Origin of the sequence: Humisphaera borealis (assembly GCF_015169395.1) — a bacterium.
GTDB lineage: Bacteria > Planctomycetota > Phycisphaerae > Tepidisphaerales > Tepidisphaeraceae > Humisphaera > Humisphaera borealis.
This window is the reverse complement of record NZ_CP063458.1, coordinates 995,994-1,022,302: the sequence shown is the minus strand read 5'-3', so window position 1 is coordinate 1,022,302 and position 26,309 is coordinate 995,994. Positions and strand designations below refer to the sequence as shown.

23 protein-coding genes are annotated in these 26,309 nt (G+C 64.2%); 13 read left to right on the top strand and 10 right to left on the bottom strand.

Annotated elements, in window-relative coordinates; translation table 11 throughout:
* The first annotated feature begins 122 nt into the window (after positions 1–122).
* From IPV69_RS03870 to IPV69_RS03845, 6 genes are all read left to right on the top strand, one after another.
* A complete protein-coding gene (locus tag IPV69_RS03870) occupies positions 123–773 on the top strand; it encodes a DNA-3-methyladenine glycosylase family protein (protein ID WP_206293599.1) in 651 nt (216 codons plus the stop codon).
* Positions 774–918: 145 nt separating this feature from the next.
* Positions 919–2,154 (top strand): aldose epimerase family protein, encoded by a 1,236-nt coding sequence (locus IPV69_RS03865; RefSeq protein ID WP_206293598.1) that lies wholly within the window; start codon positions 919–921, stop codon positions 2,152–2,154.
* 319 nt (positions 2,155–2,473) lie between these two features.
* Positions 2,474–3,544, top strand: a complete 1,071-nt coding sequence (locus tag IPV69_RS03860) for a substrate-binding domain-containing protein (protein WP_206293597.1) — start codon at positions 2,474–2,476, stop codon at positions 3,542–3,544.
* A gap of 144 nt (positions 3,545–3,688) precedes the next feature.
* Positions 3,689–5,218: a sugar ABC transporter ATP-binding protein gene (locus IPV69_RS03855; protein ID WP_206293596.1), complete on the top strand. Its 1,530-nt coding sequence runs from the start codon at positions 3,689–3,691 to the stop codon at positions 5,216–5,218.
* Positions 5,215–6,276, top strand: coding sequence for an ABC transporter permease (locus IPV69_RS03850; protein WP_206293595.1), 1,062 nt, complete (start codon positions 5,215–5,217; stop codon positions 6,274–6,276). The genes IPV69_RS03855 and IPV69_RS03850 overlap by 4 nt, the downstream gene beginning before the upstream one ends.
* 114 nt (positions 6,277–6,390) lie before the next feature.
* Positions 6,391–7,413 (top strand): quinone-dependent dihydroorotate dehydrogenase, encoded by a 1,023-nt coding sequence (locus IPV69_RS03845; RefSeq protein ID WP_206293594.1) that lies wholly within the window; start codon positions 6,391–6,393, stop codon positions 7,411–7,413.
* Between the two features lie 84 nt (positions 7,414–7,497).
* Here the strand turns inward: IPV69_RS03845 and IPV69_RS03840 are convergent, their stop codons facing one another.
* The 4 genes from IPV69_RS03840 to IPV69_RS03825 all read right to left on the bottom strand — a co-directional run bounded on the left by IPV69_RS03840 (position 7,498) and on the right by IPV69_RS03825 (position 9,685).
* On the bottom strand, positions 7,498–8,400 hold the full coding sequence (locus IPV69_RS03840) for a hypothetical protein (RefSeq protein WP_206293593.1): 903 nt from the start codon (positions 8,398–8,400) through the stop codon (positions 7,498–7,500).
* 32 nt (positions 8,401–8,432) lie between these two features.
* On the bottom strand, positions 8,433–9,029 hold the full coding sequence (locus IPV69_RS03835) for a hypothetical protein (protein ID WP_206293592.1): 597 nt from the start codon (positions 9,027–9,029) through the stop codon (positions 8,433–8,435).
* Positions 9,030–9,101: 72 nt separating this feature from the next.
* Positions 9,102–9,455, bottom strand: a complete 354-nt coding sequence (locus IPV69_RS03830; RefSeq protein ID WP_206293591.1) for a DUF5615 family PIN-like protein — start codon at positions 9,453–9,455, stop codon at positions 9,102–9,104.
* Positions 9,452–9,685, bottom strand: coding sequence for a DUF433 domain-containing protein (locus IPV69_RS03825; RefSeq protein ID WP_206293590.1), 234 nt, complete (start codon positions 9,683–9,685; stop codon positions 9,452–9,454). Before IPV69_RS03825 ends, IPV69_RS03830 begins: the two co-directional genes overlap by 4 nt.
* Before the next feature lie 133 nt (positions 9,686–9,818).
* Between IPV69_RS03825 and IPV69_RS03820 the strand changes: the two genes are divergently transcribed.
* Positions 9,819–11,159 (top strand): RNA polymerase sigma factor, encoded by a 1,341-nt coding sequence (locus IPV69_RS03820; RefSeq protein ID WP_206293589.1) that lies wholly within the window; start codon positions 9,819–9,821, stop codon positions 11,157–11,159.
* 390 nt (positions 11,160–11,549) lie between these two features.
* Positions 11,550–12,698, top strand: coding sequence for an NF038122 family metalloprotease (locus tag IPV69_RS03815; RefSeq protein ID WP_206293588.1), 1,149 nt, complete (start codon positions 11,550–11,552; stop codon positions 12,696–12,698).
* 588 nt (positions 12,699–13,286) lie between these two features.
* Here IPV69_RS03815 and IPV69_RS03810 read toward each other — a convergent pair.
* The 4 genes from IPV69_RS03810 to IPV69_RS03795 all read right to left on the bottom strand — a co-directional run bounded on the left by IPV69_RS03810 (position 13,287) and on the right by IPV69_RS03795 (position 16,410).
* Positions 13,287–13,874, bottom strand: coding sequence for a hypothetical protein (locus IPV69_RS03810; RefSeq protein WP_206293587.1), 588 nt, complete (start codon positions 13,872–13,874; stop codon positions 13,287–13,289).
* A gap of 141 nt (positions 13,875–14,015) precedes the next feature.
* Positions 14,016–14,609: a hypothetical protein gene (locus IPV69_RS03805; RefSeq protein ID WP_206293586.1), complete on the bottom strand. Its 594-nt coding sequence runs from the start codon at positions 14,607–14,609 to the stop codon at positions 14,016–14,018.
* Between the two features lie 3 nt (positions 14,610–14,612).
* Positions 14,613–15,230: a superoxide dismutase gene (locus tag IPV69_RS03800; RefSeq protein WP_206293585.1), complete on the bottom strand. Its 618-nt coding sequence runs from the start codon at positions 15,228–15,230 to the stop codon at positions 14,613–14,615.
* A gap of 289 nt (positions 15,231–15,519) precedes the next feature.
* On the bottom strand, positions 15,520–16,410 hold the full coding sequence (locus tag IPV69_RS03795; RefSeq protein WP_206293584.1) for a carbohydrate kinase family protein: 891 nt from the start codon (positions 16,408–16,410) through the stop codon (positions 15,520–15,522).
* A 35-nt stretch (positions 16,411–16,445) separates the two neighbouring features.
* Here IPV69_RS03795 and IPV69_RS03790 point away from each other — a divergent pair, with 35 nt between their 5' ends.
* A complete protein-coding gene (locus IPV69_RS03790) occupies positions 16,446–16,811 on the top strand; it encodes a hypothetical protein (RefSeq protein WP_206293583.1) in 366 nt (121 codons plus the stop codon).
* 57 nt (positions 16,812–16,868) lie between these two features.
* Positions 16,869–17,153, top strand: a complete 285-nt coding sequence (locus tag IPV69_RS03785) for a type II toxin-antitoxin system ParD family antitoxin (protein ID WP_206293582.1) — start codon at positions 16,869–16,871, stop codon at positions 17,151–17,153.
* 353 nt (positions 17,154–17,506) lie between these two features.
* On the opposite strand, the gene IPV69_RS03780 is transcribed toward IPV69_RS03785, so the two are convergent.
* On the bottom strand, positions 17,507–18,865 hold the full coding sequence (locus IPV69_RS03780; RefSeq protein WP_206293581.1) for a Gfo/Idh/MocA family protein: 1,359 nt from the start codon (positions 18,863–18,865) through the stop codon (positions 17,507–17,509).
* 202 nt (positions 18,866–19,067) lie between these two features.
* Between IPV69_RS03780 and IPV69_RS03775 the strand changes: the two genes are divergently transcribed.
* From IPV69_RS03775 to IPV69_RS03765, 3 genes are read left to right on the top strand one after another with little or no spacing between them, the layout of a single operon-like run.
* Positions 19,068–21,416 carry a DUF1592 domain-containing protein gene (locus tag IPV69_RS03775; RefSeq protein WP_206293580.1) on the top strand — a complete coding sequence of 783 codons (2,349 nt, stop codon included), beginning with the start codon at positions 19,068–19,070 and terminating at the stop codon, positions 21,414–21,416.
* Between the two features lie 2 nt (positions 21,417–21,418).
* Entirely contained in the window at positions 21,419–22,702 is a 1,284-nt protein-coding gene (locus tag IPV69_RS03770) for a DUF1501 domain-containing protein (RefSeq protein WP_206293579.1), read from the top strand.
* A 58-nt stretch (positions 22,703–22,760) separates the two neighbouring features.
* Positions 22,761–25,202: a DUF6797 domain-containing protein gene (locus tag IPV69_RS03765; protein ID WP_206293578.1), complete on the top strand. Its 2,442-nt coding sequence runs from the start codon at positions 22,761–22,763 to the stop codon at positions 25,200–25,202.
* A 38-nt stretch (positions 25,203–25,240) separates the two neighbouring features.
* Here the strand turns inward: IPV69_RS03765 and IPV69_RS03760 are convergent, their stop codons facing one another.
* Positions 25,241–26,119 carry an SDR family NAD(P)-dependent oxidoreductase gene (locus IPV69_RS03760; RefSeq protein WP_206293577.1) on the bottom strand — a complete coding sequence of 293 codons (879 nt, stop codon included), beginning with the start codon at positions 26,117–26,119 and terminating at the stop codon, positions 25,241–25,243.
* Positions 26,120–26,309: the final 190 nt, after the last annotated feature.

Sequence of the window (26,309 nt, the reverse complement as noted above, 5' to 3'; positions counted from 1 at the left end):
CGCTAACCTTGAAGGAGCAGGTGCACGCAGCGCCTGCTCCTTTTCCTTTGTCATCGCTGCCTGGTGATGAGGTGCCGCGGGAACACCCGTTCCATGTAAGGCCAAGGCGTGCTAGATACCGCATGATGTGGTTCGAACCGCCGCCCACCGCGCCCGACTGGTCCGTCGCGGTGCGCCATTTGAAGAAAGCTGACCCGCGCCTCGCCGCCGTCATCCGCCGGGTCGGACCCTGTACGCTCGCACCCCGCGGCGATCCGTTCGTCGCGCTGTGCCAGTCGATCTACTCCCAACAGATTTCGACCGCCATCGCGACATTGCTGTTCGGCCGATTTCGCAAGCATTTCCGGGGCGGCAAGCCCACGCCAGCGGCCGTGGTCAGGCTCTTCGAGACAACCCCTTTCGAGCAGCTCAAAGCGTGCGGCCTGAGCCGCCAGAAGCACGCCTACATCCGCGACCTCGCCGACCATTTCGTGGCCAGGAAGATTCCCGTTCGCAAGCTGCCCGCGATGAGCGATGAAGAGGTCATCGACGCCCTGACGGCGGTCAACGGCATCGGCCGCTGGACGGCCGAGATGTTTCTCATGTTCGTCCTGAACCGCCCCGATGTTCTGCCGGTCGACGACCTGGGACTGAGAGAAGGCGTTCGAGAAATCTACGACCTTCCCGCGCGTCCGAAGGCAATCGAGGTCACCCGGCTGGCCGAGCCCTGGCGGCCGTGGCGGTCGATCGCGACCTGGTACCTCTGGCGGCGGGGTGTTGCGACGACAACCTGATCCTCCACCAGTGCTGCTCGATACCCCAGATGACGCGCCGCCCGCATCGCGTTACCATGCGCGCTACAACCAGTCGGCGGTGACCAGCGTCTCACGGCTTCGCGCCGACCGCCGACGCTCATACGCATCTCGAAAGGAACCACCCATGCGCGGAACGAGGAACGGGTCGGCTCTCAAGAGCAGGCATCGTGGTACATTTCTGTCGGCCATTGCCCTGGCCTGTGCAGCGGCTCTGGGACTCTCATCCGGTCTGGTCGGATGCAAGACCAGCGACAACAATTCCACCGACGGCAAATCGGCCGTCAAAAAGGACGCGAACGATATGACCAAGACCGGCATCGCCAAGGCCGACTGGGGTAAAACCACCGACGGCCAGGCCGTCGAGCTTTACACGCTGACCAACGCCAAGGGTGCCCAGGTCAAGATCACGACCTACGGCGGCACCATCACCGAAATCCTGGTGCCCGACCGCAAGGGCAGGCTCGAGAACGTTGTCCTGGGCTTCGCATCGCTCGAACCCTACTTCACGAAAAGCTCCTACTTCGGGGCGATCACCGGCCGTGTCGCCAACCGCATCGCCGGCGGCAAGTTCTCGCTCGACGGCGCCGACTACACCCTCGCGATCAACAACGGCCCCAACTCGCTGCACGGCGGGAAAGTCGGTTTCGACAAACGCGTCTGGAAGGCGACCACCAAAGACATCCCCGACGGCGTCCAACTGTCGCTGCACTACGTCAGCAAGGACGGCGAAGAGGGATATCCCGGCAACCTCGACACCACCGTCGCCTACTCCTGGACCAACGCGAACGAGCTGAAGATCGATTACAAGGCGACCACCGACAAGCCGACGATCGTCAACCTGACCAACCACAGCTATTTCAACCTCGCCGGCGAGGGCAACGGCACCATCCACGACCAGGTGCTGACGCTGAACGCCGCCAACTACACACCGACGGACGAAACACTCATCCCCACCGGCAAAATCGACCCCGTCGCCGGTACGCCTCTGGACTTCACCAAGCCCAAGGCGATCGGTGCGCGGATCGACCAGTTCGGCGCTCTCGATGGCTACGACCACAACTTCGTCGTCGACGGCAAGCCCGGCACGCTTCGTCCTGCGGCAAAGGTGACCGACCCCAAAAGCGGTCGGGTGATGGAAGTCACGACCACTGAGCCCGGCGTTCAGCTCTACACCTCGAACCACATGAAGGGTGACGTCAGCGGCACCAGCGGCAAGCCCTACGTGAAGCACGCGGCGTTCTGCCTCGAGACGCAGCACTATCCCGACTCGGTGAACAAGAAGGAGTTCCCGACGGTCGTCCTTCGCCCCGGCGAAACCTTCAAGTCGACGACGGTGTACAAGTTCTCGACGGAGAAGTGACGGGAGCGACTCCCTCTCCCCTGTACTCGGGGGAGAGGGTTGGGGTGAGGGGCCGAACGGTGAGGGACATGGATAGCGAACACCGAACTCCGACGCAGTGGCGCGTCGTCGCGTGGCGGATCGACGTATCCGCGTTCGACACCTACTTTGATGCTCGGTGTTCGCGATCCACAACCCATTACGTACAGGCCCTCACACCGGCACTCTCCTGAGTACAGGGGCGAGGAAGTATGGGAATTGCGCGTTTTCCGATGACATTTCTTTGGATCACTACGAACACGTCTGCCGGACAAGTTCCGGCACCATTGAGGAGGAACCTGTGACTTTCCGATCGTCTCTGAATCGACTCCCCGCGTTTCTTGCGGTCGCCGCGCTGGTCTGCTCGGGCGTCTGCGGCTGCAAACGCGACGACGCCGCCAATACGTCGGCCTCCAGCCCTGCCCGCGCCACCAAGGTCCACAAGGCCCCCGACGGCGCGGCGATCAAGCTCGCGTTCGTCACCAACAATCCCGACCCGTTCTGGAACCTGGCGGCCGCCGGTGTGCGAAAGTACGTCGAGGAAGCAACGGCACGCGGCGAAAAGGTCACGGTCGATGTCAAGATTCCGCAGAAAGGCGAAGTCGGCGAGCAGAATCAGATCCTCGAATCGCTCGTCGCCCAGGGGTATCACGGCATCGCGGTGACCGCGCTCAGCCCAGACGCCCAAGTTCCGGAAATCAACCGGGCCGCGGAGAAGACCAACGTTCTGTGTCACGACTCCGACGCCCCCAAGAGCAATCGCCTGGTCTACATCGGCACCAACAACTACGAAGCCGGCAAGCGACTCGGCGAGCAGATCGTTGCAATGAAACTGCTGCCCAACGGCGGCAAGGCCGCGGTTTTTGTCGGCACGATGTCGGCCGACAACGCCCGCGAGCGCTATCGCGGCGTGCAGGACGCCGTGAAGTCCGCCGGCATCGAACTGCTCCAGGCCAAGGAAGACGCCAAGAAGGGCGATGTCGCCCGAACCAATGTCGAGTCGGTCATCAACGGCCAGGCCGACGTCAAGCTGCTGATCGGCCTCTGGGCATATAACGGCCCGGCGATTGCCGACGTGGTCAAGGGGAGCCCGCGCAAGGCCGAGCTGAAGATCGCCTGCTTCGACGAGAACGATGCCACCCTTGAAGGCGTCGAGCAGGGGCTCATCCAGTGCACCGTCGTGCAGAAGCCGTTCCAGTTCGGCTACCAGTCGTCCAAGCTGCTGCATGAACTGGCCGTCAAAGGCGAAGCGGCGATGCCCAAGAGCGATCAGGTCGATACCGGCGTCACGGTGATCACCAACGGCGCGACGTCGGAAAAGACGCAGAACGTGAAAGAGTTCAAGGCCGAGCTGGAAAAGATGAAGAAGTGACCTGCCCCCTCTCCCCTTGTACTCAAGGGGAGAGGGTTGGGGTGAGGGGCCGAACGTGCGGCGTCGTTGTTTTGCGAAGCCTGCTCGACGTTCAGCCCCTCACCCTGACCCTCTCCCCCGAGTACAGGGAGAGAGAATCCAATCATGACCTCCTCCGCGACAAATCCTCCGCTCCTGGCGATGGCCGGCATCACCAAGCGATTTCCCGGCGTGGTCGCGCTGCAGGACGTCTCCCTCCACCTGCACCCCGGCGAAGTCCTTGCGCTGATGGGCGAGAACGGCGCCGGCAAAAGCACGCTGATGAAAATTCTCGGCGGAGCCTATCGCCCCGACGAAGGAACCCTCAGCATCGACGGGCGGCCGATCGCCCTCGACGGCGTCTCCGATGCCAAGAAGCTCGGCATTGCCCTGATCCACCAGGAGCTGATGCTCGTTCCACAGCTCGACATCGCGTCGAACATCTTCCTCGGCAACGAACGACGCAGGCTCGGTCCCCTGGCGATGCTGGATGGGGCGGCGATGCGTCAAAAGGCAGAGGAACTCCTTCGCCGGGTCGGGCTGAAGTTGCCGGCGACCACGCTCGTCGGCCGGCTGACGGCGGGGCAGATGCAGATGGTCGAAATCGCCAAGGCGCTGGCGCTCAGCGCCCGCGTCATCATCATGGACGAGCCGACGTCGTCCCTGACCGCCGGCGAGTCGGAACAGTTGTTCGCGATCATTCGCCAGCTCAAAGCCGACGGCATCGGCGTCATCTACATCTCCCACCGGATGGAAGAGGTGCTGGCGCTGGCCGACAGAATTACGGTCCTTCGCGACGGCCGGTACGTCGGCGACCTGAGCCGGGCGGAGGCGACCCACGATCGCGTGGTGGCGATGATGGTCGGCCGCGAGCTGAGCGCCCATTACTTCCCGCAGAAGCCGGCCGCCGCCATACCTCCCTTGCCGATGCTCGAGGTCCGCGACCTTCTCGTCCCGGGCTCGCCCGCCAGCATCAGCTTTACCGCCTTCCGCGGCGAAATCCTCGGATTTGCCGGCCTTGTCGGGGCCGGGCGTACGGAACTGATGCAAACCCTCTTCGGCGTCACCCCCGCACTCGGCGGCGAGATGGTCTTGGACGGCGAACGCTTCCGGCCGGCCAAGCCGCGCGACGCGATCGACCGTGGCGTTTACCTGGCCCCCGAGGACCGCAAGCGGCACGGGCTGGTCCTGCCCATGACCGTCGCGCAGAACACCTCCCTCCCCGGCATCGGCAGCTACAACCGCTGGGGATGGCTCGATCGCCGCAGGGAAAGCGAAACGGCCGAAGCCGAGGTCCGCCGCCTCCACACCAAGACGCCAACCATCCGGCAGAAGGTCGTCAATCTGTCCGGCGGAAACCAGCAGAAGGTGGTCCTGGGCAAGTGGCTGGCGATGTCGCCGAAGGTGCTGATTCTCGACGAACCGACGCGTGGCATCGATGTCGGCGCCAAGGCCGAGATTTACCGCCATATGCAGTCGCTGGCCGACACCGGCATGACCATCCTGATGGTCTCGTCCGACATGGAAGAGGTTCTGGGCATCAGCGACCGGGTGGTCGTCATGCACGAGCGACGACTGCGCGGCATTCTGCCCCGCCAGGACCTCACGCAGGAACGAGTCGCAATGTTGATGACTGGAAAGGAACTGGCGGCATGAGCGCAGCGATCGCGGGAAGCGGAAAACTTGCGGCACTCTGGCGGTCGGGGGCGCGCGAACGTGGCATGTTCAGCGCCTTTGCGCTGATGTTCATCGTCCTCTGGCTCAGCAACCCCAGCTTTGTCAGCCAGGATAACCTGGTCAACACGTCGCGCCAGATCGCGATGCTCGCCGTCTTCGCGACCGGCATTGCCTTCGTCATCATCACCGGCGGCATCGACCTGTCGGTCGGCTCCGTCATCGGGCTGACCGGCGTCATCATCGCCAAGATCTCCGCTCCAACGAACTACGGCGGGCTAAACTTCGACCTTTGGACGGGCATCCCCGTTGCATTGGCGGTTGCACTGCTGGTGGGCCTGGCCCAGGGCCTGCTCATCACCCGGCTGAACCTGCAACCGTTCATCGTCACGCTCGGTGGCATGCTTGTTCTCAAAGGCGTCTCCCAGACCATCGTCGAGGGCAAAAGCATCTACCTGGGCCTGGCCGGATTCCGCGACTTCGTCCGCCAGGGCCTGTTCGAAATCAACGGCGCGCCAGTCATCGTCTGGCCGATCGTCATCATGATCGGCGTGCTCGTGGTGGCGGCATACGTGCTGCATTTCAGCGTGTACGGCCGGTACCTCTTCGCGATCGGCGGCAATCGCGACGCGGCGAGCTATTCCGGCATTCCCGTCAAGCGCGTCGAATGCTCCACCTACGTCATCTCGGCGTTTCTCGCCGGCGTGGCCGGTGTGATGTACGCCGCCTACCAGGGCGAAATGAAACACACCGTCGGCGAAGGCGACGAGCTGCAGGCGATCGCCGCCGTCGTGCTGGGCGGGGTATCGCTGCGCGGCGGAGAGGGAACGGTCATCGGCGTGCTGATCGGGTCGGCGATCATGCGGATCATCGTCAACGGTATCGAGATGTTCCGCATCGGCGACTGGCGGCCCGATGAGAACTGGAAAATGATCATCATCGGGTCGGTCATCCTGATCGCGGTCATCCTCGACCAGCTCGTCCACATCGTTCAGGCAAGACGACGCACCCGCCGCGCCGCCATCGCCACCTCCGGCTGACGACCTTGCCGCAACGTCCAAGCTCCGGGTTTATCTCGAATCCTGCACTTTGTGTGTGATGGATCGAGACACTGGCCTTGAGATCGCCGCGCCGATGGCTATAGACGGTTCTGCATGTCCTACGCCCTGGCCCGCACGCTATTGTTCCGTCTAGACCCCGAAGAAGCCCACGATCTGGGCGTCGGTGCCGCCCGCTGGCTCGCCGGCCGCGCCGAGCGTTGCCGGCTCGTCCGCAACTTCATCGCCAGGCCCAGCGTTCGCCCCGTTGAGCTGATGGGCCTTACCTTCCCCACCCGCGTCGGCCTGGCCGCCGGCCTCGACAAAAACGCCGAGGCCCCGCTGGCGTGGTGGGCGTTCGGGTTCGGCTTTGCCGAGCTGGGCACCGTCACGCCGCGACCGCAATCGGGCAAACCCAAGCCGCGCATGTTTCGCGTGCCGGCGCGGCAGGCGCTGATCAACCGCATGGGCTTCAACAACCAGGGCGCAAGAAGAGTCGCCGAGCGGCTGGCCGAGCAGAAGGCGGCGGGGCTCCGGCCGGCCATGCCGTTGCTGCTGAGCGTTGGTAAGAACGCGACGACGCCGAACGACCGCGCCGCCGAAGATTACAACCTCGCCGCAACCAGCCTCGCCCCGCACGCGGACGTGCTGACCATCAATGTCAGTTCCCCCAACACGCCCGGCCTGCGGGCGTTGCAGAACCCGCAGGAACTGACGGCGATCGTCCGCGCCGTCCTCGAACCGGCGGCCGGCAAACCTGTCCTGGTGAAGGTCGCGCCTGAACTGGAAGGGGACCTGCTGCGCAGCGTGCTGGACGCCTGCCTGAGCGCCGGCGCGACAGGGTTCATCGCCACCAACACCCTCGCCAAACAGCCCGGCGAGCCGCGCGAGGACGGCGGCCTCAGCGGCCAGCCCCTCCGCCAGATCAGCCGCGCCAGGGTCGCCGAGATCCGCAAGCACGTAGGGGATAACATCCCCCTCATCGGTTGCGGCGGCATCAACGACGCCGAGTCGGCCAGAGCCATGCTCGACGCCGGCGCTGACCTCATCCAGCTCTACACGGCGTTGGTGTATCAAGGCCCGTTCCTCGCGGCGGCCCTAAGTAGGGTGGGATTCATCCCACCGCACCGCTCGCGATGACGAAGTGTGTGGATAACCGTCCATCCTTGAACGCCAGGTAACACAACCCGTGTTCGAACGCGGCGCGGTGGGGTCAACGCCACCCTACGCCGCGCTCCCGCACTCCGGGCAGCGGTCGGGCGTGGCGCGGAGGTAGTATCCGCAGGCGGGGCAACGGTTCGACCAACGACGACGGCGACGAACACCCGCCCGCCAGAAGAGTGTCAACAGCCACACGGCGGGTAACACCAACGTGCCCCACATTGCCGCGGGGTACGGAACAACCGCCATCGTTACGCCGAGTTCCCGGGTCCATCTTTGGCGAATGGCTGGAAGATCCTTCGGATCAGGATAACCGACGAAGTCGTACCCGACCGACCCGCTGAACGCAGGCGCCCCATCTTCAGCAGGCAGCCGCAGATCAATCGTCAACCCGTCCTGCACGACTCTCGCCCAAATCGCTTGGCCGTCGCTGTCCAGGAACTCATCGTATGGTGCTTCGCGCACGCCTGCCCCTTCATCAACCGGAAGCTGGCTTGCGACCAATCGCTTGCTCCAAGTGGACCATCCGCGGCACAGAAGCAGGTGGGCCGCCGCAAACCGGGCCGGATCGTCCAAGGCACTTAAAAGAGGGCGGGCGAGATCGGCGGCAGTGAACGCCTGCTCAGCATAAGCCGATCCCGATCCCGCGCGCCGCTTGGGTGGGCAGATGGAGTCAACGCTCACGAGCAAACGACTATTGTCCAACCACACCAGCCAAGTGAAGTCGCTATTTCGGATGCTCGCGACCGCCGCGTCAGCGGACTTTCGAGTGTCTGGATTGCTGGCCGCGGGCGGCGGACCGATGACGGATACTACCCCTTCTGTTGAAGTGAACGTGTACCGGTGCCCGCCTACTACTTCTGTAAACTGGTCGAGCGCGTGCCAGCTTCGCACCCAAAGTACGACCACCGCCAAACACAGAATCAATGAGAGGGCTGCGACGATGGGCAACAGGCGGCGAAGCACCGCTCGGCATCATACCGCCCGACAGATGATCCTTACCTCGTCTCATACCACTGCCCGTCGGGGACCGAGTTCCGATAGGGCGACGACACCGCCGGCGGGTAGGGCGGTACGGGTGGCATCGGTGGCGGCATCGGCTGCGGGAAGGGCCCCGCGGGCGGCGGTGCCGGCGGACCGATCTGATCGAGAAACGCCACCACATCCCGCGCCGGTCCATACCCGGGGCTCAGCAATCCGTCCGATGCGACGGCCTCCACCGAACGATGCCGGATGAGGATGTCCTGCGCGTCAAACTCCAGCCGATACGCCTCGTCGACGCGTTGCCGCCAGGCGTACAGGAAGAGCGGGGCGACCCATGCGCCGCCCGTGTATTGCCGGAAATATCCGAGCACCTTGCCGTCGGCCGAGACGCGATCGGGCTCGCCGATCAGCCGGACGACCTGTTGCTTCGTGGCCAGGCTCGGCTGGATCGGCTTCTTCGATTCGCCGTCGCCGATAAGCGTCGGCGGGTCTACGGACTGCTTGTCGACCGGCGATCGGGCGAGCGGGACATAGAAGCAGCCGGCCGACGTCAGGGCGAACAGGGCGACGGCAAAGCCAAGGAAGACGCGCGTTGGATTTGAGGGTGCCATACGCAAGATGAAGCGCATCGGCGGGGCGGAAGGTTCACTGCGGCGGATCAAAATTGCGCGATCGGAGTCACTTCAACCACGCACGGAAACACCACTCGCATCAAGTTCAAGAAAAACGCTGGTCACAAATGCTTGGACGATCGATGCCAGATGCTTTGTCAAAAGCAATTGAAGCTGCTGATTGCCTATGTTCCCGGTCGAAATCAGCAGCAGTCGCTTGGGACACCCGCGCAGGAGGTGTCCATCGACGTAGTCAGAATCCTTCGTCACAACGATCATGTCATCGCGGTCGGCCTGACGAGCGAGATCCAAGTCGCCCGTTCGGTTGCCGTCGACCAGCGCCTCGCAGTGCCGCGCCTCGCAGCCGGCTGCCGCGAACCAGGCAACGGCGCGACGTGGCAATTGTGCATCAATAAGAAATCTCACGACGCCACCGGGCCCAAACGCCCCGAGTGGACGACCTTCGCTGCGTAGGCCAGCGCGGCGAGGATGTCTTCACGCTCGAGGTCCGGGTAATCCGACAGGATCTCGTCAAACGTCATTCCGCCACTAAGGAGTTCCAGAAGTAACTCCACGGGATACCGCAGACCCCGAATGCAGGGCTTCCCGTGGCAGATGCCGGGATCGATCGTTACGCGTGCAAGTGGGGAAACCATGCTGGCAGTATAGCAATCTCATGTAGGCGATAAACACTTACCAAACTGCAAAGGTTTACCCAGTTCCAATCCCGCCGAAAAATCCTCCGAATTTTCTGTAAGGTCTGCCGCACCGCGAAGGATTACCCCATAGATGACCCCGCCGGACGACCCAACCGCCCCCACGCGAACTGACAGCGAACTGCTGGTCGAGTTCATCGACCACCGGTACGAGCCGGCGTTCGCCGAAGTGGTGCGGCGGCATGGCGGGATGGTTCTGGCGGTCTGCCGGTCGGTGCTGGGCAACACGCCCGACGCCGAGGACGCCGCACAGGCCGTCTTCCTGACGCTGGCGCAGAAGGCCGGCCATTCGTCCGTCCGCAAGCACCTGGTCGGCTGGCTGCATCGGGTGGCGTGGTACGTGGCCGCCCGCGGGGCCAAGGCGCGGGCGATCCGCCGCCGTCATGAAGAGGAGGCCACCCGGATGCGGAATGAGATCCTTGCCTCCCACGAGGAACCCCTCCGGCTCGATGCGCTGCACGCGGCCCTCAACCGGCTTTCGGAAAAGTACCGCGTGCCGCTCATCCTTCATCACCTGGAAGGGCGCTCGCAGGCCGAGACGGCGGCGTTGCTCGGTTGCAGTGTCGATGCGATCGCCGTCCGGCTGCACCGCGCCCGCGACATGCTGCGCGACCGCCTGGGCCGTCTCGATCGGCGCGGCGCAGTAGCATCGGCAGCCGTGCTCGCCGGGGCGTGGGGGTCGGCGGCGTCGGCCGAGGTCACGCCGGCGTTCGTGGCGACAACCTCTCACGCCGCCAGCGCTGCCCTGGCGGGAGAACTGGCATCGGCGGCGGCAGTTTCCGGACAGACCCTGGCACTTACCCGAGGAGCGATCAACATGCTGTACTGGGCAAAGACAAAGGCCGTCGCGACCGCACTGGCGATCGTGCTGACCGTCGGCGGCGTGGTGGGAACGATGCTCCATGCCAACGAAGCTGTCGCCGCCGCGCCGACGGCGATCACCGGCGTCATCACCAAACTGCAGGACGGACAGATCACCCTCAGACGGCGGACGGGCGAAGTGACCGTCGCCATCGACAAGGCGACCGTCATCAAGGTGGATGACGCCGTCGCAACGGCCGACGCGCTGAAGGTCGGCATGTCCACCGCGGCGTTCGTGGAGGGTGACAAGCCGGCGACGGAAGTCCGCGCCTACTCGCCCAAAGCGCCGCCCGCCCCTCCGCCGCCACCCGCGCCGCCGAAGGTAGTGACGGGCCTCGTCAGCCAGGTGACGGCGGCGTCGATCGTCATCCAGCCGCAGATCGGCCCGGCAATCACCGTGGCGTTTGACGGCACGACGCGGGTGAAGGTCAACGACCGCCTCGCCGCCGCGCCGGAACTTGCGGTCGGGATGAGCGTTGGCGTGTTCTACGCCGACGACAAGCCCGCGACGGAGATTCGGGCCTACTCGCGGGGCGTTCTTACGCCGCCTTGAAGAGTTCCAGTTCAAGGGCCCTAATCATCCGACCGTTTTGACCCCGAAGGGGTCGAGGACGCTGGCCACGGGTGGAGTGGCGTCTGCGAAGCCGATGTCGCGGAACCCGTGGGTGGAGATTCCATCGCGAGCCGCCCCGAACGGGGCGGAGGAGGCTCGCGAGGCCCGTACGGTTTGCAGCGTCACGCTTCCTCTGCCCCGGCCGGGGCAGTTGCGAAGACGCACTGATCCACGGGTTCCGCAACGCCGGCTGCGCCGACCTCGCTTCACCCGTGGCAAGCATCACCGACCCCTTCGGGGACGAGAACCTTCCGTGTTTTCCGTGTCATCCGTAGTGAACAACACAGCCTGAATCGGCTTTAAACCCTCACCATTCCCAAGGAGTTCAAGATGTTCCGCCGCATGTTTCATGCCGCAGTCGCTCTCGGTGCGCTCGGCCTTTGCGTCAAACCCGCGTCCGCAGAGCTGATCTTCAACATCACCAACGACGGCGCGGCGACGCCGCAAATGATGGCCGGCTTCGCCGAGGCGGGCGCGATGTGGTCGGCGCGGTTTAACGACCCCATCACGGTCAACATCCACATCAACGCGGTCAGCCTGCCGCCGGGGGGTATCGGCCACACCGAAACCTTCTACGACCCCTACAGCTACACCGCCGTCCGCAACGCGATGCTGGCCGACAAGAAGACCGCCGACGACAACGCCAGTTCAAGCAACCTGCAGGCTGGGGCCGCATTCGCAATGCTGATCAACCGGACGGCGAACAACCCCAACGGCGTCGTCAGCACCACGCCGTACTTCGATACAGGCCTCGGCGGCGCGGGGCAGGCGGGGCCGGAGAACAACAGCACCATCCGCATGTCGTCGGCCAATGCCAAGGCGCTGGGCCTCTACCCGGCTCACGGCACGGGTCCGGATGGCATCATCACCTTCGGCAACGCGGTGGCGTTCGACTTTGACCGCAGCGACGGCATCACAGCCGGCCAGGTGGATTTCGTCGGCGCGGCCGCCCACGAGATCGGCCACATGCTCGGCTTCGTCAGCGGCGTAGACATCCTCGCCGGCAACGGAGCCGCGCCGGGCCTGAACGACAACCAGCTTAAGTTCGTCACCCCTCTCGACCTGTTTCGGTTCTCGTCCCGCAGCATCGGAACCGGCGGCGGCATCGGCGTGATCGACTGGACCGCCGACGGCACGCGGAAGTATTTCTCCGTCAACGGCGGCACGTCATCGATCGCCGACTTCTCGACGGGTGCGATCTACGAAGAGTCGCATTGGAAGAACGGCCTGGGCATCGGCATCATGGACCCGACGGCCGGCGCGGGAAACCTGCTGCCGTTCACCACCATCGACCAGCGCGCGTTCGATGTCATCGGTTACGACCGGGTCGTCCCCGAACCGTCAACGGCGGCGGCGCTGGGCGCGGTGGGACTGTTGTGGTCAGCGGGGCGGCGAAGGCAATCAGCCGCAACGCGGCGGCTCAGCTATAGCCTGGGGCGCGAGCCCCAGGTCATCATCGATATCAAAGGTGAGCCCTGAAGGGCGGCTCAATCGCGAACGACCGGCTGAGTCGCCCCTTCAGGGCTCGGCGTTTCACTTGTCCTGGCGCTTACGCCCCAGGCTATGGCTGAGCCGCCGCAATGCGGCTGAATTGCCCACGCGGGAGAACGCCACGAAATGCGAGAGCCATTGAGCAGCGTGAGCATGGCACACGAGATCCCATTGACATGCAAGCGATACGCACCGTCCGGCGATGATCGTTTGATCCTGCCTTCGGCCCCGCCGGGGCCGGCGATGCTTGCCACGGGTGGAGCGGTGCCGGCGAAGCCGACGCCGCGAAACCCGTGGACAACTTCACCCCCGTTGTGCCGCCCCCGGCGGGGCGGACGAATCGTCTTCCGCCGAGCGACGCGTCACGTCTCACAACCCTTCGTCCGCCCCATCCGGGGCGGGGCGCGGGCGATTTCTGTACCACGGGTTCCGCGTGCCGGCTTCGCCGACCTCGCTCCACCCGTGGCAAGCGGCGTCGGCCCCGCCGGGGCCGTGTGCCCACGCCTTCAGGCGGCGTTCGAACTTGCGGGCGATGGCGAGCGTGGACGTATGCCGAACGCCGCAACCGGAGACCAATCACTGCTGAACGCAGAACCGGTAGGTGCGCGAATCCGATGCGTTCCGAGCCCACACGTTCAACGTGCCGGGATCCCATGGAAAGCCATCGATTACGCCGCAGCCCTCCATGCCAATTTGCAAAAGGTGTTCGAACCCTTCTCTTTCCAGCGACGGAACATCGTCCGCTACCTGATATCGTTCGAAGTAACACAGTCCACCCAATTTGTTGCCCGAGTATCGCATCAGCCCGCCGCAAGCGTCGTCCACGTCGTCGGCAGATTCCGGCCCGAGCGCTAGCGCTCGCCCCCTAAATGAAGATGGCGACGCCGGAGCCCTTACGGAGGAAGGGTGGACGACAACCCAGATGAGATCACTAGGTTCAAGAATCTGGTTATTGAACGGTATCAGATCACGCGCCGGGTCATGACCGGCCGGGTCGAACCGGTGAAAGAGTGAGAATTCCGTGCCGATTTGAGCGAGTAATGGAAACGTGCCAAAGTATTGGCCGTTGGGACGACCCAGATGGGACTCCAATCCCAACGGGCAGATGCCTCCGATGCGACAACCCACCGAGGTATCGGAGCCGAGGATGGTCAGCGGTCGCATATGCAAGAATGTCTCAAATGAATTGCGATGTGCGTGGGCATGTGGCGAACGTCGCGAGTACCGCCGAATCGCATGCCCACGCGGGAGTACGCAGCGAGGTTCGAGAGCCGGTGGGCGGCGTGGGCATGGCACACAAACCGGCTACTCTTGGACGAGAAATTCTACTTCGTTACCACTCGGCACCATCCAGCCGGAATCCTCCGCGTAAATCACCCCGCTGCATTGCTCGGCAAATGTCGCCGCCGCAGCAATGGCCAGAGGCCAGCCCATTCCTTGTGCATCGCTGAGTTTCAGTTCGAATGCCACAGTCTCGACCGTCCGATTGAGAATGGCCCGAACCTTCGCCGCGCCGGGGTCCAGGGCATCTTCCAAGTCTTCCAATGCTTCCTCGACCTCTTCGGCCGCGGCGTCGCCTACCCACCGCTCGACGGGAATGAATCGTTTCGCGTCGGCCCGATAGTAGAGTTCAAGGAGGTCAGCACTGCGTGGCGAAATGCGAAGACGCGATAAGACGACCTCGGGATCCTCCTCCTCGTCGGGATTGAACGGTGCCGCCAACAATCGCTTTCGAATACCTGACTGCAACGCTTCCGCGTTAAGCGGGCCGAGTGGTCGCGGCGAGAATGTACGTATCCAGATGCTCATGACCCGATGCAATTCCCCCGTCCAATGCCACAGGCCTGTGCCGCGCCTCGCGAGAAGCGCGTCACAGGCCTGCGGTGCGTCGGGAATCAAAAGTTACTTCGCCCGGTTGTACCGGTCCTCGGCGGCCGACCAATTGACCACGTTCCAGAACGCCGACACGTAGTCCGGGCGCTTGTTCTGGTACTTCAGGTAGTACGCGTGTTCCCACACGTCCAGGCCGATCACCGGGAATGCGCCTTCCATCAGCGGGCTGTCCTGGTTGGCGGTGCTGGTGACTTCCAGCTTGTCGCCCTTCTTCACCAGCCACGCCCAGCCGGAGCCGAAGCGGGTCTTGGCGGCGGTTTCGAACTTCTCCTTGAAGGCGTCGAACGAGCCGAACGCGGCGTCGATCGCCTTGGCGAGGTTGCCGGTCGGCTTGCCGCCGCCATGGCCTGCACCGCCGAGGATCTCCCAGAACAGCGCGTGGTTGTGAGCGCCGCCGCCGTGATTGCGGACGACGGTCTTCACGTCATCCGGGGCGATGGCGCAGTTGTTGGCCAGCACCTCGTGCAGGGGCTTGCCTTCGAGCGACGGGGCCTTGGCGAGCATGCCGTTGTAGGTGTCGACGTAGGTCTTGTAATGCTTGCCGTGATGGATCTCCATCGTCTGCTTGTCGAAGTGGGGTTCGAGGGCGTCGGAAGGATACGGGAGCGGCTTGTGTTCGATGGGCATGGTTTCTCCTGGTCACACAGATGCGCCTGCGGCAACGGCGAAGCGATCGGCTGTCACGCCGAGGCGTCTGCGGCTATGGCAAGACTATGCCTCGCGCCGGTGACCGTCAACGGGGGAAGTGGGGACTTCGTGGGGCAATTAGGGAGATGAAGGGGAGGGGTCGATGTCGGATTTGAAATTTCAGATTTGAGATTGGGATCGCGAATCTCGAATCAAATCTCAAATCTCAAATCTGAAATCGCAATTCCCCCTTCGTCCATCCCGGCTCTCGAACTTTCTCTCTCCCTCTTCAACCCTCAAAGTGCTTCCGCAGCTCCGGCGGGATCGGCGGGGTCGCGCCGGGCTGGGTACACACGTACGCAGCGATCTGGTTGGCGATCTCGTTGATCTTGGACAGCCGCCAGCCCCGCAGGAAGCCGATCGTCGTGGCGGCGGTGAAGGCGTCGCCGGCACCGACGGCATCCACGATCTTCACTTTCACGCCGGGATGTTCATCGACCTGCCGGTTGGAATAGAGCAAACTGCCGGCGTCGCCGCGGGTGAGGACGACCAGTTGAAAGCCGTACCTTTCGGCCAGCTCGGCGATCTGGCCTTTCTCAGTGAACGACGTCAGCGAGAGCATCTCGGCCAGCACAGGCAGTTCGTCGCTGTTGAGCTTCAGTGCGACGGCCAGTTGCAACGATTGCTGGATGATCTCGGCACTCACCATCGGCTTGCGAAGGTTGATATCAAGGATGCGTAGCGTGTAAGGCGAGGCCGCCGCGACGATCTGCCGGATGGATGATGCCGATGGTTCCTTCCGCTGGGCGAGCGTGCCAAAACAAAGGACGTTGCAGGAGCGGGCCAAGGCGATCGCCGTCTCATCGACCGCGATCTCGTCCCAGGCGGTGTTGGTCTTGATGACGTACGACGGCTGGCCGCCGGCGACGGTGACATCGACCAGGCCCGTGGGCGGCGGTGACGGCGCGACCTGAACGCCTTTGATGGAAAGCCCGATCTCGGTCAGTTCCGCCAGTGCCCGTTTGCCGTCGGCGTCGTCGGCGACGCGGGAGATCAGGTGCGAATCGGCCCCGAGCCGATGGGCCATGTAGGCAAAGTTCGCCGGGGCTCCGCCGAGCACCCGCCGGTCGGGGAAAACGTCAAAGAGGATTTCGCCGACGGCGAGTATGCGAGGCGCCATGGCGTGAACCATACCGCGAGGAGGTGAGTTCGACGATGGTTGAACTTTTCCAAGCCAAACTGGACGCGGCGAACGATTCATCGGTGGCAACGATGACGTTCCGACTCTCGACATGGATTGCCACGCTCGCCGTCACGTTCCTGTTCTACGCGACCTGGATCTGGCTCATCAGTCGGAAGCTGGAGACCTTTGTTATGGCCGGCATGTCGGCACCTGTGCCGTGCCGGACATCTGAGCTTCTGATCCTGGGCATTTGGGCGGCCACGGGCTATCTGGCCGCCCTGGCCGGCTGGTGGATCATTCAGCGAACACTTCGGCGGTCGCCGGGCCATTGCAGTTCTTGCGGCACACGGCTGGGGGTTACCGGTCGCCGATGCGCTCGGTGCGGGGTGGGCCGATAGAAAAAGGATCGGGTGTCACAAATTGACACCCATTGCCCCAGATTGCACAATGAGGTCATGCCCTCCCGAAGCAGTTTGAATGTGTCGTTAACCGCAGAACTGGAACGGTTTGTTGAGCAACGCGTGGCGAGCGGCCGTTATCAAACCGCCAGCGAAGTGGTACGTGAAGGACTCCGCTTGCTCGAACTTCAGGAGCGGGATCGTGACGAAGCATTCCGTGTTCTTCAGTCGAAGCTTCGATCGGCAGCGGAGCGTTCGGAGAGCGGGCCGGTCATTGACCCGGATGAAGTGCTGAAACGAATCGAAGCCTCCAAGCGCCGTCGCGCGGGGCGGACGGCATGACACGCAGTTTCGTCTTTACTGACGATTCGGCGGCCGACACTCTGGCGATAGGGGAGTATCTAGCCGACGAGGCATCCGAATCGACGGCCGACCGCGTCATCGCGTCGATATACGATGAGTGCCAGAAGCTCGGCGAGATGCCCGGCCTGGACACTTTCGCGACGATCTGCTCGATCACCAATTCCGCTTCTGGTCGGTCTATTCGTACGTCATCGTCTACCGGTGGCAAGTCACACCCATCAAGGTGATCGCGGTGGTACATGGGGCGCGGGACCTTGACGGATTCTTCCGGCGTCGACGCCCGTAGCATCGCCGGACGGACCGGGTAAAACCGGGGACCGGAATGCCATCGCTCACACCGCGTCGTAACCCCAGGGCTTGCGCATCTCCCGCGACAGCATCTTGTTGGCCTCGTCGTCGCCGACGAACTGCTCGGCCTGCGGGTCCCACTTGAGCTTGCGGCCCAGTAGCGTGCCGATGACCGCCAGGTGGCACGCCGAGGCCGAACGATGGCCGACCTCGACCGGGCAGATGCTGTCCTTACGCGACTTGACGGAGTCGAAGAAGTTGGCGGCGTGATTCGTGCTGACATAGAGCCGCTCGGCCGACGCCGGGAACTCGTACTTCAGAATGTCCGGGTTGCTCGCCTCGATCTTGCCGCGGGTGATGAACAGCCAGCCGTCGCTGCCGTGGAAGGTGACGCCGTGCGTATCGTGCGGGGGCTTGCCGGCATCGGGCTTGGCATACGGCGGGGCGCCGGGCTTGCGGCTGCCGTTCCACATGTAGTTCGGATGGCTGCGGACCGTCTGCGTCACACCGCTGGCGTAGGTGAACTTCACTTCGTAGTCGCCGGGCGTGGTGAAGCCGCCGGGGACGTTGGTCGAGAGCTTCTTGCCTTCGATCTCGACGGGGGCGATCTCGTTGAGGGCCCAGAGCGCGATGTCGTTGTGGTGGGCGCCCCAGTCGGTGTTGGTGCCGCCGGAGTAGTCGAGCCAGAAACGGAACCACTGGTGGCAGCGCTCGGGAACGTAGTCGGTCGCCTTGGTCTGCCCCTGCCAGAAATTCCAGTCCAGGTTCTCCGGCACCGGCTTGGTGGCCAGCGGGCCGTCAGTCCGGCCGGCGGGCAGAACGACATCGACATGCTTCATCTTGCCGAGCCGCCCGTTGCGGACCAGCTCGCACGCCAGCCGGAACTTGGCGTCCGACCGCTGCTGGCTGCCGGTCTGCAGGATGCGCTTGTTGCCGCGAATCTCTTTGATCAGGTGCTTGCCTTCATCGATGGTCAGCGTCAGCGGCTTTTCGCTGTAGATGTCCTTCCCGCGCCGGGCCGAAGCGATGTTGATCAGCGTGTGCCAGTGGTCGGGGGTGGCGTTGAGGACGATGTCGAACTTGGTCTCGTCCATCGCCTTGCGGAAGTCGGAAAAGCTCTCGGCCTTGGGGAACTCGGCGATCGCGTTGGCGGCATGCTTGGAATCGACATCGCACACGGCGACGATATCGCCGAACGGCTTGACCTCGCGCGATACGGAGTTCCCTCGCCCGCCGCAACCGATCCAAAGCACCCGGGGGCGGTCGTTCGCCGCTTTCACCGGCTTGACGGCCTCGTCGGCGGCCATCGTCTCTTCGATGAACCAGTTCGGCAGGGCCAGGCCCGCGCCGAGTCCGAGGCTGGCACGAAGGACGTCACGGCGATTGGGTTTGCGAAAGGTCATGGCAGGGGTGGGTCACAATGATCGAGTTCTGCGGCATCCGCGAAGCCGCGTTACCGAATGTTACCACGATCCGGAGCGAACGTTATGCGTTATGTTGCCGAGCCATCCGGCGGACCGGGCGTACTCAGAATCCCGTCCGCGCGCCATCACGAAGCAGTTTGCCCGGTATGCAAGGCTGACACTTCCATGGAAGGTACGCTGCATGTCATCTCGTGCTCGACTGAACGCAATCAGCGTGTTCCTGTTCGCGGCCGTGCTGTTGCCCGGCAGGGTGCCGGCACAACCCGCGGAGGACACCAAGGCCTACACCGGTGCCGGCTGCGCCGCGCCGGTGGACGGCTACTTCGAGAATGAAGTCTGGGCCAAGGTGGGGGCCCAAACCTGCCTCGAGTGCCATAAGGCCGGCGGCGACGCCGAGGACAGCAAGTTCGTCCTGAAAGACCCAGTCAAGACGCAGGCCGCCTCGCGCGGTGAGACGCTTCGCTACAACCGCGACCAGTTCGCGAAGATGGCGATCGTTAAGGACGGCGATCAGTCTCGGATGCTGCTGAAGGTGGTGGGCAAGCTTAAGCATGGCGGCAAGGGCGTGCTGAAACCGGACTCGACCGGCTACCGCATCCTGGCCGAGTACGTCCGCCGAACCGCCGACCCTGCGGCGATGGCGCGGGCGACGGCCGAGCGTGCCGCGATTGTGGACCGGGATGCCACGCCGTTCTTCGACGGCGTCATCATGCTTGATGATCGAAAGCTGCTCAGGCGGGTCACGCTGTCGCTGGCGGGGCGCCTGCCGACTGAGACAGAGCTTGCCGCGATCACTAAAGACGGTCGTAAGGCATTGCCCGCGCTGCTCGACGCGGTGATGAATGAGGACGCGTTCTACGCCCGCCTGCGCGAGGGATTCAACGACGTCTTTCTTACCGTCGGTTACGACGGCGGCGCGGAGCTGGCGCTCTCTTACGAGCACTTCAGCAAGAGCCGGCTTTGGTATCAGAAGTACGATCTGTCTGCCGCCGGCGACGCCAAGGCCCAGACGCAGGCCCGCTACAAGCTGGCGGCGGACTACCGCGAGGCGATGTTCGGCGAGCCAATGAAGCTCATCGAGCACATCGTTCGAAACGACCGCCCGTTCACGGAAATCGTGACCGCCGATTACATCATGGTGACGCCGTACACCGCCCGCGGGTATGGCGTGTTCGACGACATCAAGTCGCGGTTCAAGAACCCCGACGACCCGTTCGAGTACATCCCCCTCAAGCTCAAGCAACTCGTCGCCCGCACGCGGGACGACGATCAGGATTCGGCGACCGGTTTTTATCCGCACGCCGGCATTCTCAGCACGTTTCAGTATCTCAAGCGGTACCCGACGACCGAGACGAACCGCAATCGATTGCGGGCGCGGATGTACTACCAGCACTTCCTTGGTGTAGACGTGCTGGAATTGGCCGCCCGCGTGTCGGATGCGGCCGCAGTGACGGCGAAGTTTGAAGTCCCCACCATGCAGGCGTCGGAATGTGCCGTGTGTCATCGCACGCTCGATCCGGTCGCCGGGCTGTTCCAGGACTACTGGAAGTTCGAAGGCGTCTACGGCAAGCGGAAGGGGGGCTGGTTCAAGGACATGTTCGGCCCCGGCTTCGAAGGGGAAGACCTGCCGACGGCCGACCGCTGGCGGGCACTGCAATGGCTCGGAGAGCGGACGGCAAAGGACCCGCGCTTTGCCGTCGCGATGGTGGAGCACGTGCAGTACATCCTGACCGGCCGCCGACCGTTGCTGGCGCCGAAGGATATCGACGACCCCATGTTCGCCGCCCGACGCCGGGCCTACACCGAGCAGCGCCGGCAGATCGAAGCGATCGCGGTCCGGTTCGCCAGGGGGAACTTCAACCTCAAGAACGTGTTCAAGGACCTGATCGAGTCGGAGTTTTACCGGGCGGATGGCGTTGCCACGGTGCTGGCCAACCCGCAGCGGCGGGCGGAACTGGATGACGTCGGCGTCTGTCGCATGCTGGCGCCCGAGCAGATCGAGCGCAAGGTCAAAGCAATCTTCGGCAGGCCGTGGGGACGATTGAACGACCAGCTCGCGATGCTGTACGGCGGGATCGATTCCAAGGAAGTGACCGAACGCGCGACCGACCCCAGCGGGGCGATGGGCGCGATCCAGCGCATTCTCGCGAACGATGTCGCGTGCAAACAGGTGGCGCTCGACTTCAGCCGCGATCCGCAGGACCGCCGGCTGTTCCCGAAGATCGAGCCCGATGTCGTGCCCGGGTCATCCGCCGAGGCCGATGCGAAGATTCGCCAGGCGATCGTCTATCTGCACCAGCAGATCCTCGGCCGGTTCGACGCCGCCGACTCGCCGGAAGTCGATCGGACGTACCAGTTGTTCGCCGGCGTCGTCACCGATGCGGCCGAGCGGAAGGGGATCGAGAAGCAGGAGACCTATTCCTGCCGGCAGAACCTGGAAAAGCCGGTGCCCGATCCGAAATACACCGTGCGTGCGTGGCGTACGGTGGTGACCTACCTGCTGCGACAGCATGAGTTTTTGTACGAGTAACCATGAGACGCGACTTCCTCAAACTCTGCGGCATGGTCGGCCTGGGACTGGCGTGTCCCGGCGGGGCGGGTTCGTTGTTGCGGGCGGCGACGAAGGAAGAGCCTCCTTACGAAGGCCCGTTCTATATCGTCTTCAACGCCTCCGGCGGGTGGGACACCACCTACCTGATGGACCCCAAGGGCATCGGCGGCATCAACCGGCTCTATCAGGAAGACGACATCCTGACCCAGGGCCGGCACAAGTACGCGCCCAACGCCAAGCACATCAACGGCGGGATGAGCAACGAGGACTTCTACGCCGCGTTCGGCAGCGAACTGCTGGTGATGAACGGCCTGGACTACTCGGTGAACAACCATTCGCCGGGTGCCCGCTACATGGCGACCGGCAAGCTCGACAGCCTGGCGTATCCGACCTTCGCCGCGTTGGTCGCCGCGTGCAAAGGGCCGACCTGCCCGCTGTCGTTCCTGACGTTCGGCAACTACTCGGCGACGGGGAATGTCGTCGCGATGTCGCGCGTGCCGTACCTGCCGTCGCTCCAGAAGATCGCCAACGCCGACGCGATCGAGGGCAACGTGCGGTCGCCGTACCACGACGACTTCGCGCTCAGCCGTATCGAGCAGTCGCTGCGCGAATCGAACGTGGCGCGGGCCGCGCAGGCCCGCCTGCCGCGCCAGGAGCGGACGGAAAACATGCTGTACGCGGCGCAGGTGAACTCCAAGGCCCTGCAGCGGGTCACGCCGCACATTCCGTCCAACGTGCCGAAAGACCGGCTGGCCCAGCAGGCGGAGATCGCGCTGGCATCGTTCAAGGCCGGGGTGTGCGTGTCGGCGAACCTGTCAATCGGCCAGTTCGACAGCCACGCCAACAACGACGTTGACCAGATGAAGCTGATCCCCGAGTTTCTCGCGGGCGTCGCGTACGTGTTGCGGCGGGCGGAGGAGCTCAAGATTCGCGACAAGCTGGTCGTGGTCGTGCAGAGCGAAATGGGCCGAACGCCGAACTACAACAAGGGCAACGGCAAGGACCACTGGTCGATCGGGTCGATCATGTTCCTGGGAGCCGGAATCCGCGGCAACCGGGTGCTGGGCGCGACCGACGAGAAGCAGTTCCTGGTGCCGCTCGACCCCAAATCGCTCGCGTGCGACAAGGAGAAGGGCGTTCGCGTGCGGCCGGAACACATCCACGCCGCCCTGCGACAGTTCGCGGGGATCGCCGATCATCCGCTGAGTAAGAAGTTCCCGCTCGGCGTACCGGAAAAGGAGCTGCTTCAGGGGCTTTGGGGCTGAATGAGGGTTCAACCCGGCAGCGAACACAACAGTCGCCGATGGCCCGGGTAAGAGCGGTATGCAATTCTCGGCACGCCGGCTCTCTTCGTTCAAATCGACGTTCGTTTACTTGTTGGCGATGGTGGCGGCGCCGGGGGCGATCGCGCAGACGCTGGAGCAGTCCGAGCACGGCTCGTTCATGATCAACACGCTCGAGGCGCCCAACGGCAACCTCACCTACAAGGGCGTCATCGTGAAGCTGGGCAAGGGCGACGAGGCGGCGATGTGCTTCGACACCGAACTGCTCCGCATGAGCGTCGGCTGGGTCAAAGCCACCGCCGACGGCCAGTCCTACGACGGCTGGGCCGGCCTGGTCGATCCGCGCAACAGCACCTCCTTCACCGCCTCGCACGGCGGCCCGCCGACGATCGGCGTCTACACCGGAAAGAAACTCGAAAAGGGCAAGCCCGGGCCGAAGGTGGAACCCCAGGCCCGCGTGGCGACGAAGGTCGGCCCCGGCTGGTCAAGCGGCGGATCGCTCGACGACCCGCGCTCGCCATCGAAATACGACAAGAACCTGACGCTCGGACCGCTCCCCAAAGATCAGGCCCGCTGGAACGGCCTGTACCGCCACGGCGACCAGGTGGTGTTCAGCTACACGGTCGGCAAGACACACGTCTTCGAACAACCCGGTCTGGCGGCGGGGGGGCCCAACCCGGTGTACACCCGCACCTTCCACGTCGCCGCCCACGAAGGCCCGCTGACGTTGCTGCTGGCGGACGTTGATGTCGCCGCCGATGCCGCCAGCGTCGCCGTGCGGACCGAAGGCACGGCGCTGGTCGGCGTGGCAGCGAAGCAGCCGGCCGAATCCGTCGTGATGGCGGGATTGGTCAAGACCCCCGCCGGTGCGACGCTCGACAACGAGAAGGGACGCCTCGTCGCGCACCTTCCGGCGAGCAAAACGGCGTACGTGTTCCAGGCGTGGGTCTGGGCCGGGCCCAAGGCCGAAGCCGGCAGCTTCACCGCGCTGCACCGCTCGGCCTCGAAGACCCTCGAACCAGCCGACCCCGCGGTAATCACCAAAGGCGGCCCGGCGATCTGGGGCTCGCCCCTCAAGGCGACCGGCAAGCTGATGACCTCCGGCAAGGCCGACGACGCCTACGTCGTCGACACCATTCCCGCGCCCGAGGACAACCCCTGGAAGGCGCTCCCGCGGTTCGCCGGGCTCGACTTCTTCGCCGACGGCACCCGCGCCGCGCTGTCCACCATCGGCGGCGACGTGTGGGTGGTTTCAGGCATCGACGAGAAACTCGAAGACATCCAGTGGAAGCGCTTCGCGACCGGGCTGTTTCAGCCGCTGGGGTTGCGCATCATCGACGACAAGATCTACGTCATCGGCCGCGACGGGCTGACCCGCCTGACCGATCTCAACGGCGACGGCGAGGCCGACTTCTACGAGAACATCAACAACGAGGCGCAGGTCACCAACAACTACCACGAGTTCTGCCTCGACCTGCAGACTGATCCGCAGGGCAACTTCTACTATCCCAAGGGCTCCCCCTGGCCGCCGAACGTCAAGAGCGACCACCAGGGCACCATGATCAAGGTGAGCCGCGACGGTTCGAAAATGGAAGTGATCGCAACCGGCCTGCGCGCGCCCAACGGCACCGGCATGAGCGACGACGGTCGCCTGCTCACCGCCAGCGACAACCAGGGCCATTGGGAGCCGGCGTGCAAGGTGAGCTGGATTCGGCCGGGCCTGTTCTACGGCATGGTCCCCGCCGCCCACACGCCCGATCGCAAAGCACCGACCGCTTTCGAACAGCCCATCTTCTGGATCCCGATGAGCATGGACAACAGTTCCGGCGGGCAGGCGTTCGCGCCCAAGGCCGGCAAATGGGGCCCGCTGAACGGCACCATGCTCCACATGTCCTACGGCAAGAGCACGCTCTTCAACTGCATGACCGAAACCGTAGACGGCGTCATGCAGGGGGCGTTCGTGCAGTTCCCGCTCAAGTTCGACAGCAGCCTGATGCGGGCCCGCTTCAATCCCGGCGACGGCCAGCTTTACGTCACCGGCCTGAAGGGCTGGCAGACCAACGCCGGCCGCGAAGGCGCTCTGCACCGCGTCCGCCATACCGGCCAGCCGACGCGCATGCCGGTCGAGTTCCACGCCCACGTGAACGGGCTTTCGATCACGTTCGGCACGGCGCTCGACAAGGCGTCGGCGACGGATGTCGAGAACTGGGACATCGAACAGTGGAACTACAAGTGGACCGGCAACTACGGATCGCCGGAGTTCTCGGTGAAAGACCCGACCAAGGCCAAGCACGACGTCGTCGAGGTGAAGAAGGTGACGCTGTCGGAAGACGGCAAGACCGTCTTCCTGGAAACCGCAGAGCCGCTCGTCGCGGCGAACCAGATGCGCATCAGGGGAAATGTCAAAGACGCTACGGGCAAGGAGGGCAAGTGGGAGATCTACAACACCATCAACAAGCCGGGGGCGAAGAAGGCTCTCTGATCGGGCGTTTGATGACTTAGCCCGATCATGTCGCCAGATCATTTAGCCCCGGCCGGCACCGGCTGAGGCATGCTCGGCGTGTTCGACCGCAGTCGGCGTGCCTTCGCCCGCCGCCGGCGGTTGGACCGCCAGTGCACCCAGTGGCCGTGCAGATCGAGAATGGCCGGCGAGAGCCGTTGCACCCACCAGAACAGCCGCGCCAGGAAGGGCACCACCACAAGCCCCCGGTTGGCACGAACGCCGGCCACCGCCCGCCGGGCCACATACTCCGGCGACACCGACCACCACGACCGCATCGCCCTGGGCTTTGCCGCCATGCCGTCGCGATGGGCGGTCGCGATCAGTTCCGTCCGGGCGAACCCGCAGCAGACCGCGGTCACGCCGATGCCGTACGGGCTGTACTCGGCACGAAGCGACTGGCTCAACCCCACCAGCCCGAACTTGCTCGCCTGATACGCGGCGATCCTTCGTTTCGGCACCAGCCCGGTGATGCTGGCGATGTTCAGGATGTGCGCCTCGGGCTGTTCTCGGAGCGACGGCAGCAGGGCGTGGATGAGCCGTATCGGCGCCAGCAGATTGACCGCCATCAGCTTTTCCCACTGATCGAGGCGCATCTCGTGCGTCGGTCCGTAGAACGCGATGCCGGCGTTATTGACCAGCACGTCCACCCCGCCGAACGCGGCCAGACAACGGTCGGCCGCAAGCGCAATGGCGTCGGCGTCGGCAAGATCGCAGTGAACGCCGACGGCATCGGCCCCCGTCGCCCGGCAATCCGCAACGGCCGCCTCAAGGGCCGGCTGGTTGACGTCCAGCAGGATCAACCGGCTGCCGGCACGGCAGAACTCCAGCGCAATCGCCTTACCGATTCCGCCCGCCGCTCCCGTGATGACAACCCGCTTGCCCGAAAGGTCCCGCATTGGCCGTTATGGTAGCGTCCGGTTGCAAAAACATATAATAAGAACGATTTGACGCCATCACGCCCGAAGACAGAGAGCACCACGGAGGCACAGAGACACGGAGGGTAACTCGAGTGCGACGCGTTGCAGCCAATTCACTAGCGATCCGGCTCAGGCTAAAACCGAATGGATGTCGTGGAACGACATGAAA

What these genes read in the sequence shown, in the direction of transcription:
- IPV69_RS03870 (WP_206293599.1), top strand. Translation starts at nt 123, where the DNA reads ATGATGTGGTTCGAACCGCCGCCCACCGCGCCCGACTGGTCCGTCGCG.
- IPV69_RS03865 (WP_206293598.1), top strand. Translation starts at nt 919, where the DNA reads ATGCGCGGAACGAGGAACGGGTCGGCTCTCAAGAGCAGGCATCGTGGT.
- IPV69_RS03855 (WP_206293596.1), top strand. Translation starts at nt 3,689, where the DNA reads ATGACCTCCTCCGCGACAAATCCTCCGCTCCTGGCGATGGCCGGCATC.
- IPV69_RS03850 (WP_206293595.1), top strand. Translation starts at nt 5,215, where the DNA reads ATGAGCGCAGCGATCGCGGGAAGCGGAAAACTTGCGGCACTCTGGCGG.
- IPV69_RS03845 (WP_206293594.1), top strand. Translation starts at nt 6,391, where the DNA reads ATGTCCTACGCCCTGGCCCGCACGCTATTGTTCCGTCTAGACCCCGAA.
- IPV69_RS03835 (WP_206293592.1), bottom strand. Translation starts at nt 9,029, where the DNA reads ATGGCACCCTCAAATCCAACGCGCGTCTTCCTTGGCTTTGCCGTCGCC.
- IPV69_RS03825 (WP_206293590.1), bottom strand. Translation starts at nt 9,685, where the DNA reads ATGGTTTCCCCACTTGCACGCGTAACGATCGATCCCGGCATCTGCCAC.
- IPV69_RS03820 (WP_206293589.1), top strand. Translation starts at nt 9,819, where the DNA reads ATGACCCCGCCGGACGACCCAACCGCCCCCACGCGAACTGACAGCGAA.
- IPV69_RS03815 (WP_206293588.1), top strand. Translation starts at nt 11,550, where the DNA reads ATGTTCCGCCGCATGTTTCATGCCGCAGTCGCTCTCGGTGCGCTCGGC.
- IPV69_RS03810 (WP_206293587.1), bottom strand. Translation starts at nt 13,874, where the DNA reads ATGCGACCGCTGACCATCCTCGGCTCCGATACCTCGGTGGGTTGTCGC.
- IPV69_RS03800 (WP_206293585.1), bottom strand. Translation starts at nt 15,230, where the DNA reads ATGCCCATCGAACACAAGCCGCTCCCGTATCCTTCCGACGCCCTCGAA.
- IPV69_RS03795 (WP_206293584.1), bottom strand. Translation starts at nt 16,410, where the DNA reads ATGGCGCCTCGCATACTCGCCGTCGGCGAAATCCTCTTTGACGTTTTC.
- IPV69_RS03790 (WP_206293583.1), top strand. Translation starts at nt 16,446, where the DNA reads ATGGTTGAACTTTTCCAAGCCAAACTGGACGCGGCGAACGATTCATCG.
- IPV69_RS03785 (WP_206293582.1), top strand. Translation starts at nt 16,869, where the DNA reads ATGCCCTCCCGAAGCAGTTTGAATGTGTCGTTAACCGCAGAACTGGAA.
- IPV69_RS03780 (WP_206293581.1), bottom strand. Translation starts at nt 18,865, where the DNA reads ATGACCTTTCGCAAACCCAATCGCCGTGACGTCCTTCGTGCCAGCCTC.
- IPV69_RS03775 (WP_206293580.1), top strand. Translation starts at nt 19,068, where the DNA reads ATGTCATCTCGTGCTCGACTGAACGCAATCAGCGTGTTCCTGTTCGCG.
- IPV69_RS03770 (WP_206293579.1), top strand. Translation starts at nt 21,419, where the DNA reads ATGAGACGCGACTTCCTCAAACTCTGCGGCATGGTCGGCCTGGGACTG.
- IPV69_RS03765 (WP_206293578.1), top strand. Translation starts at nt 22,761, where the DNA reads ATGCAATTCTCGGCACGCCGGCTCTCTTCGTTCAAATCGACGTTCGTT.
- IPV69_RS03760 (WP_206293577.1), bottom strand. Translation starts at nt 26,119, where the DNA reads ATGCGGGACCTTTCGGGCAAGCGGGTTGTCATCACGGGAGCGGCGGGC.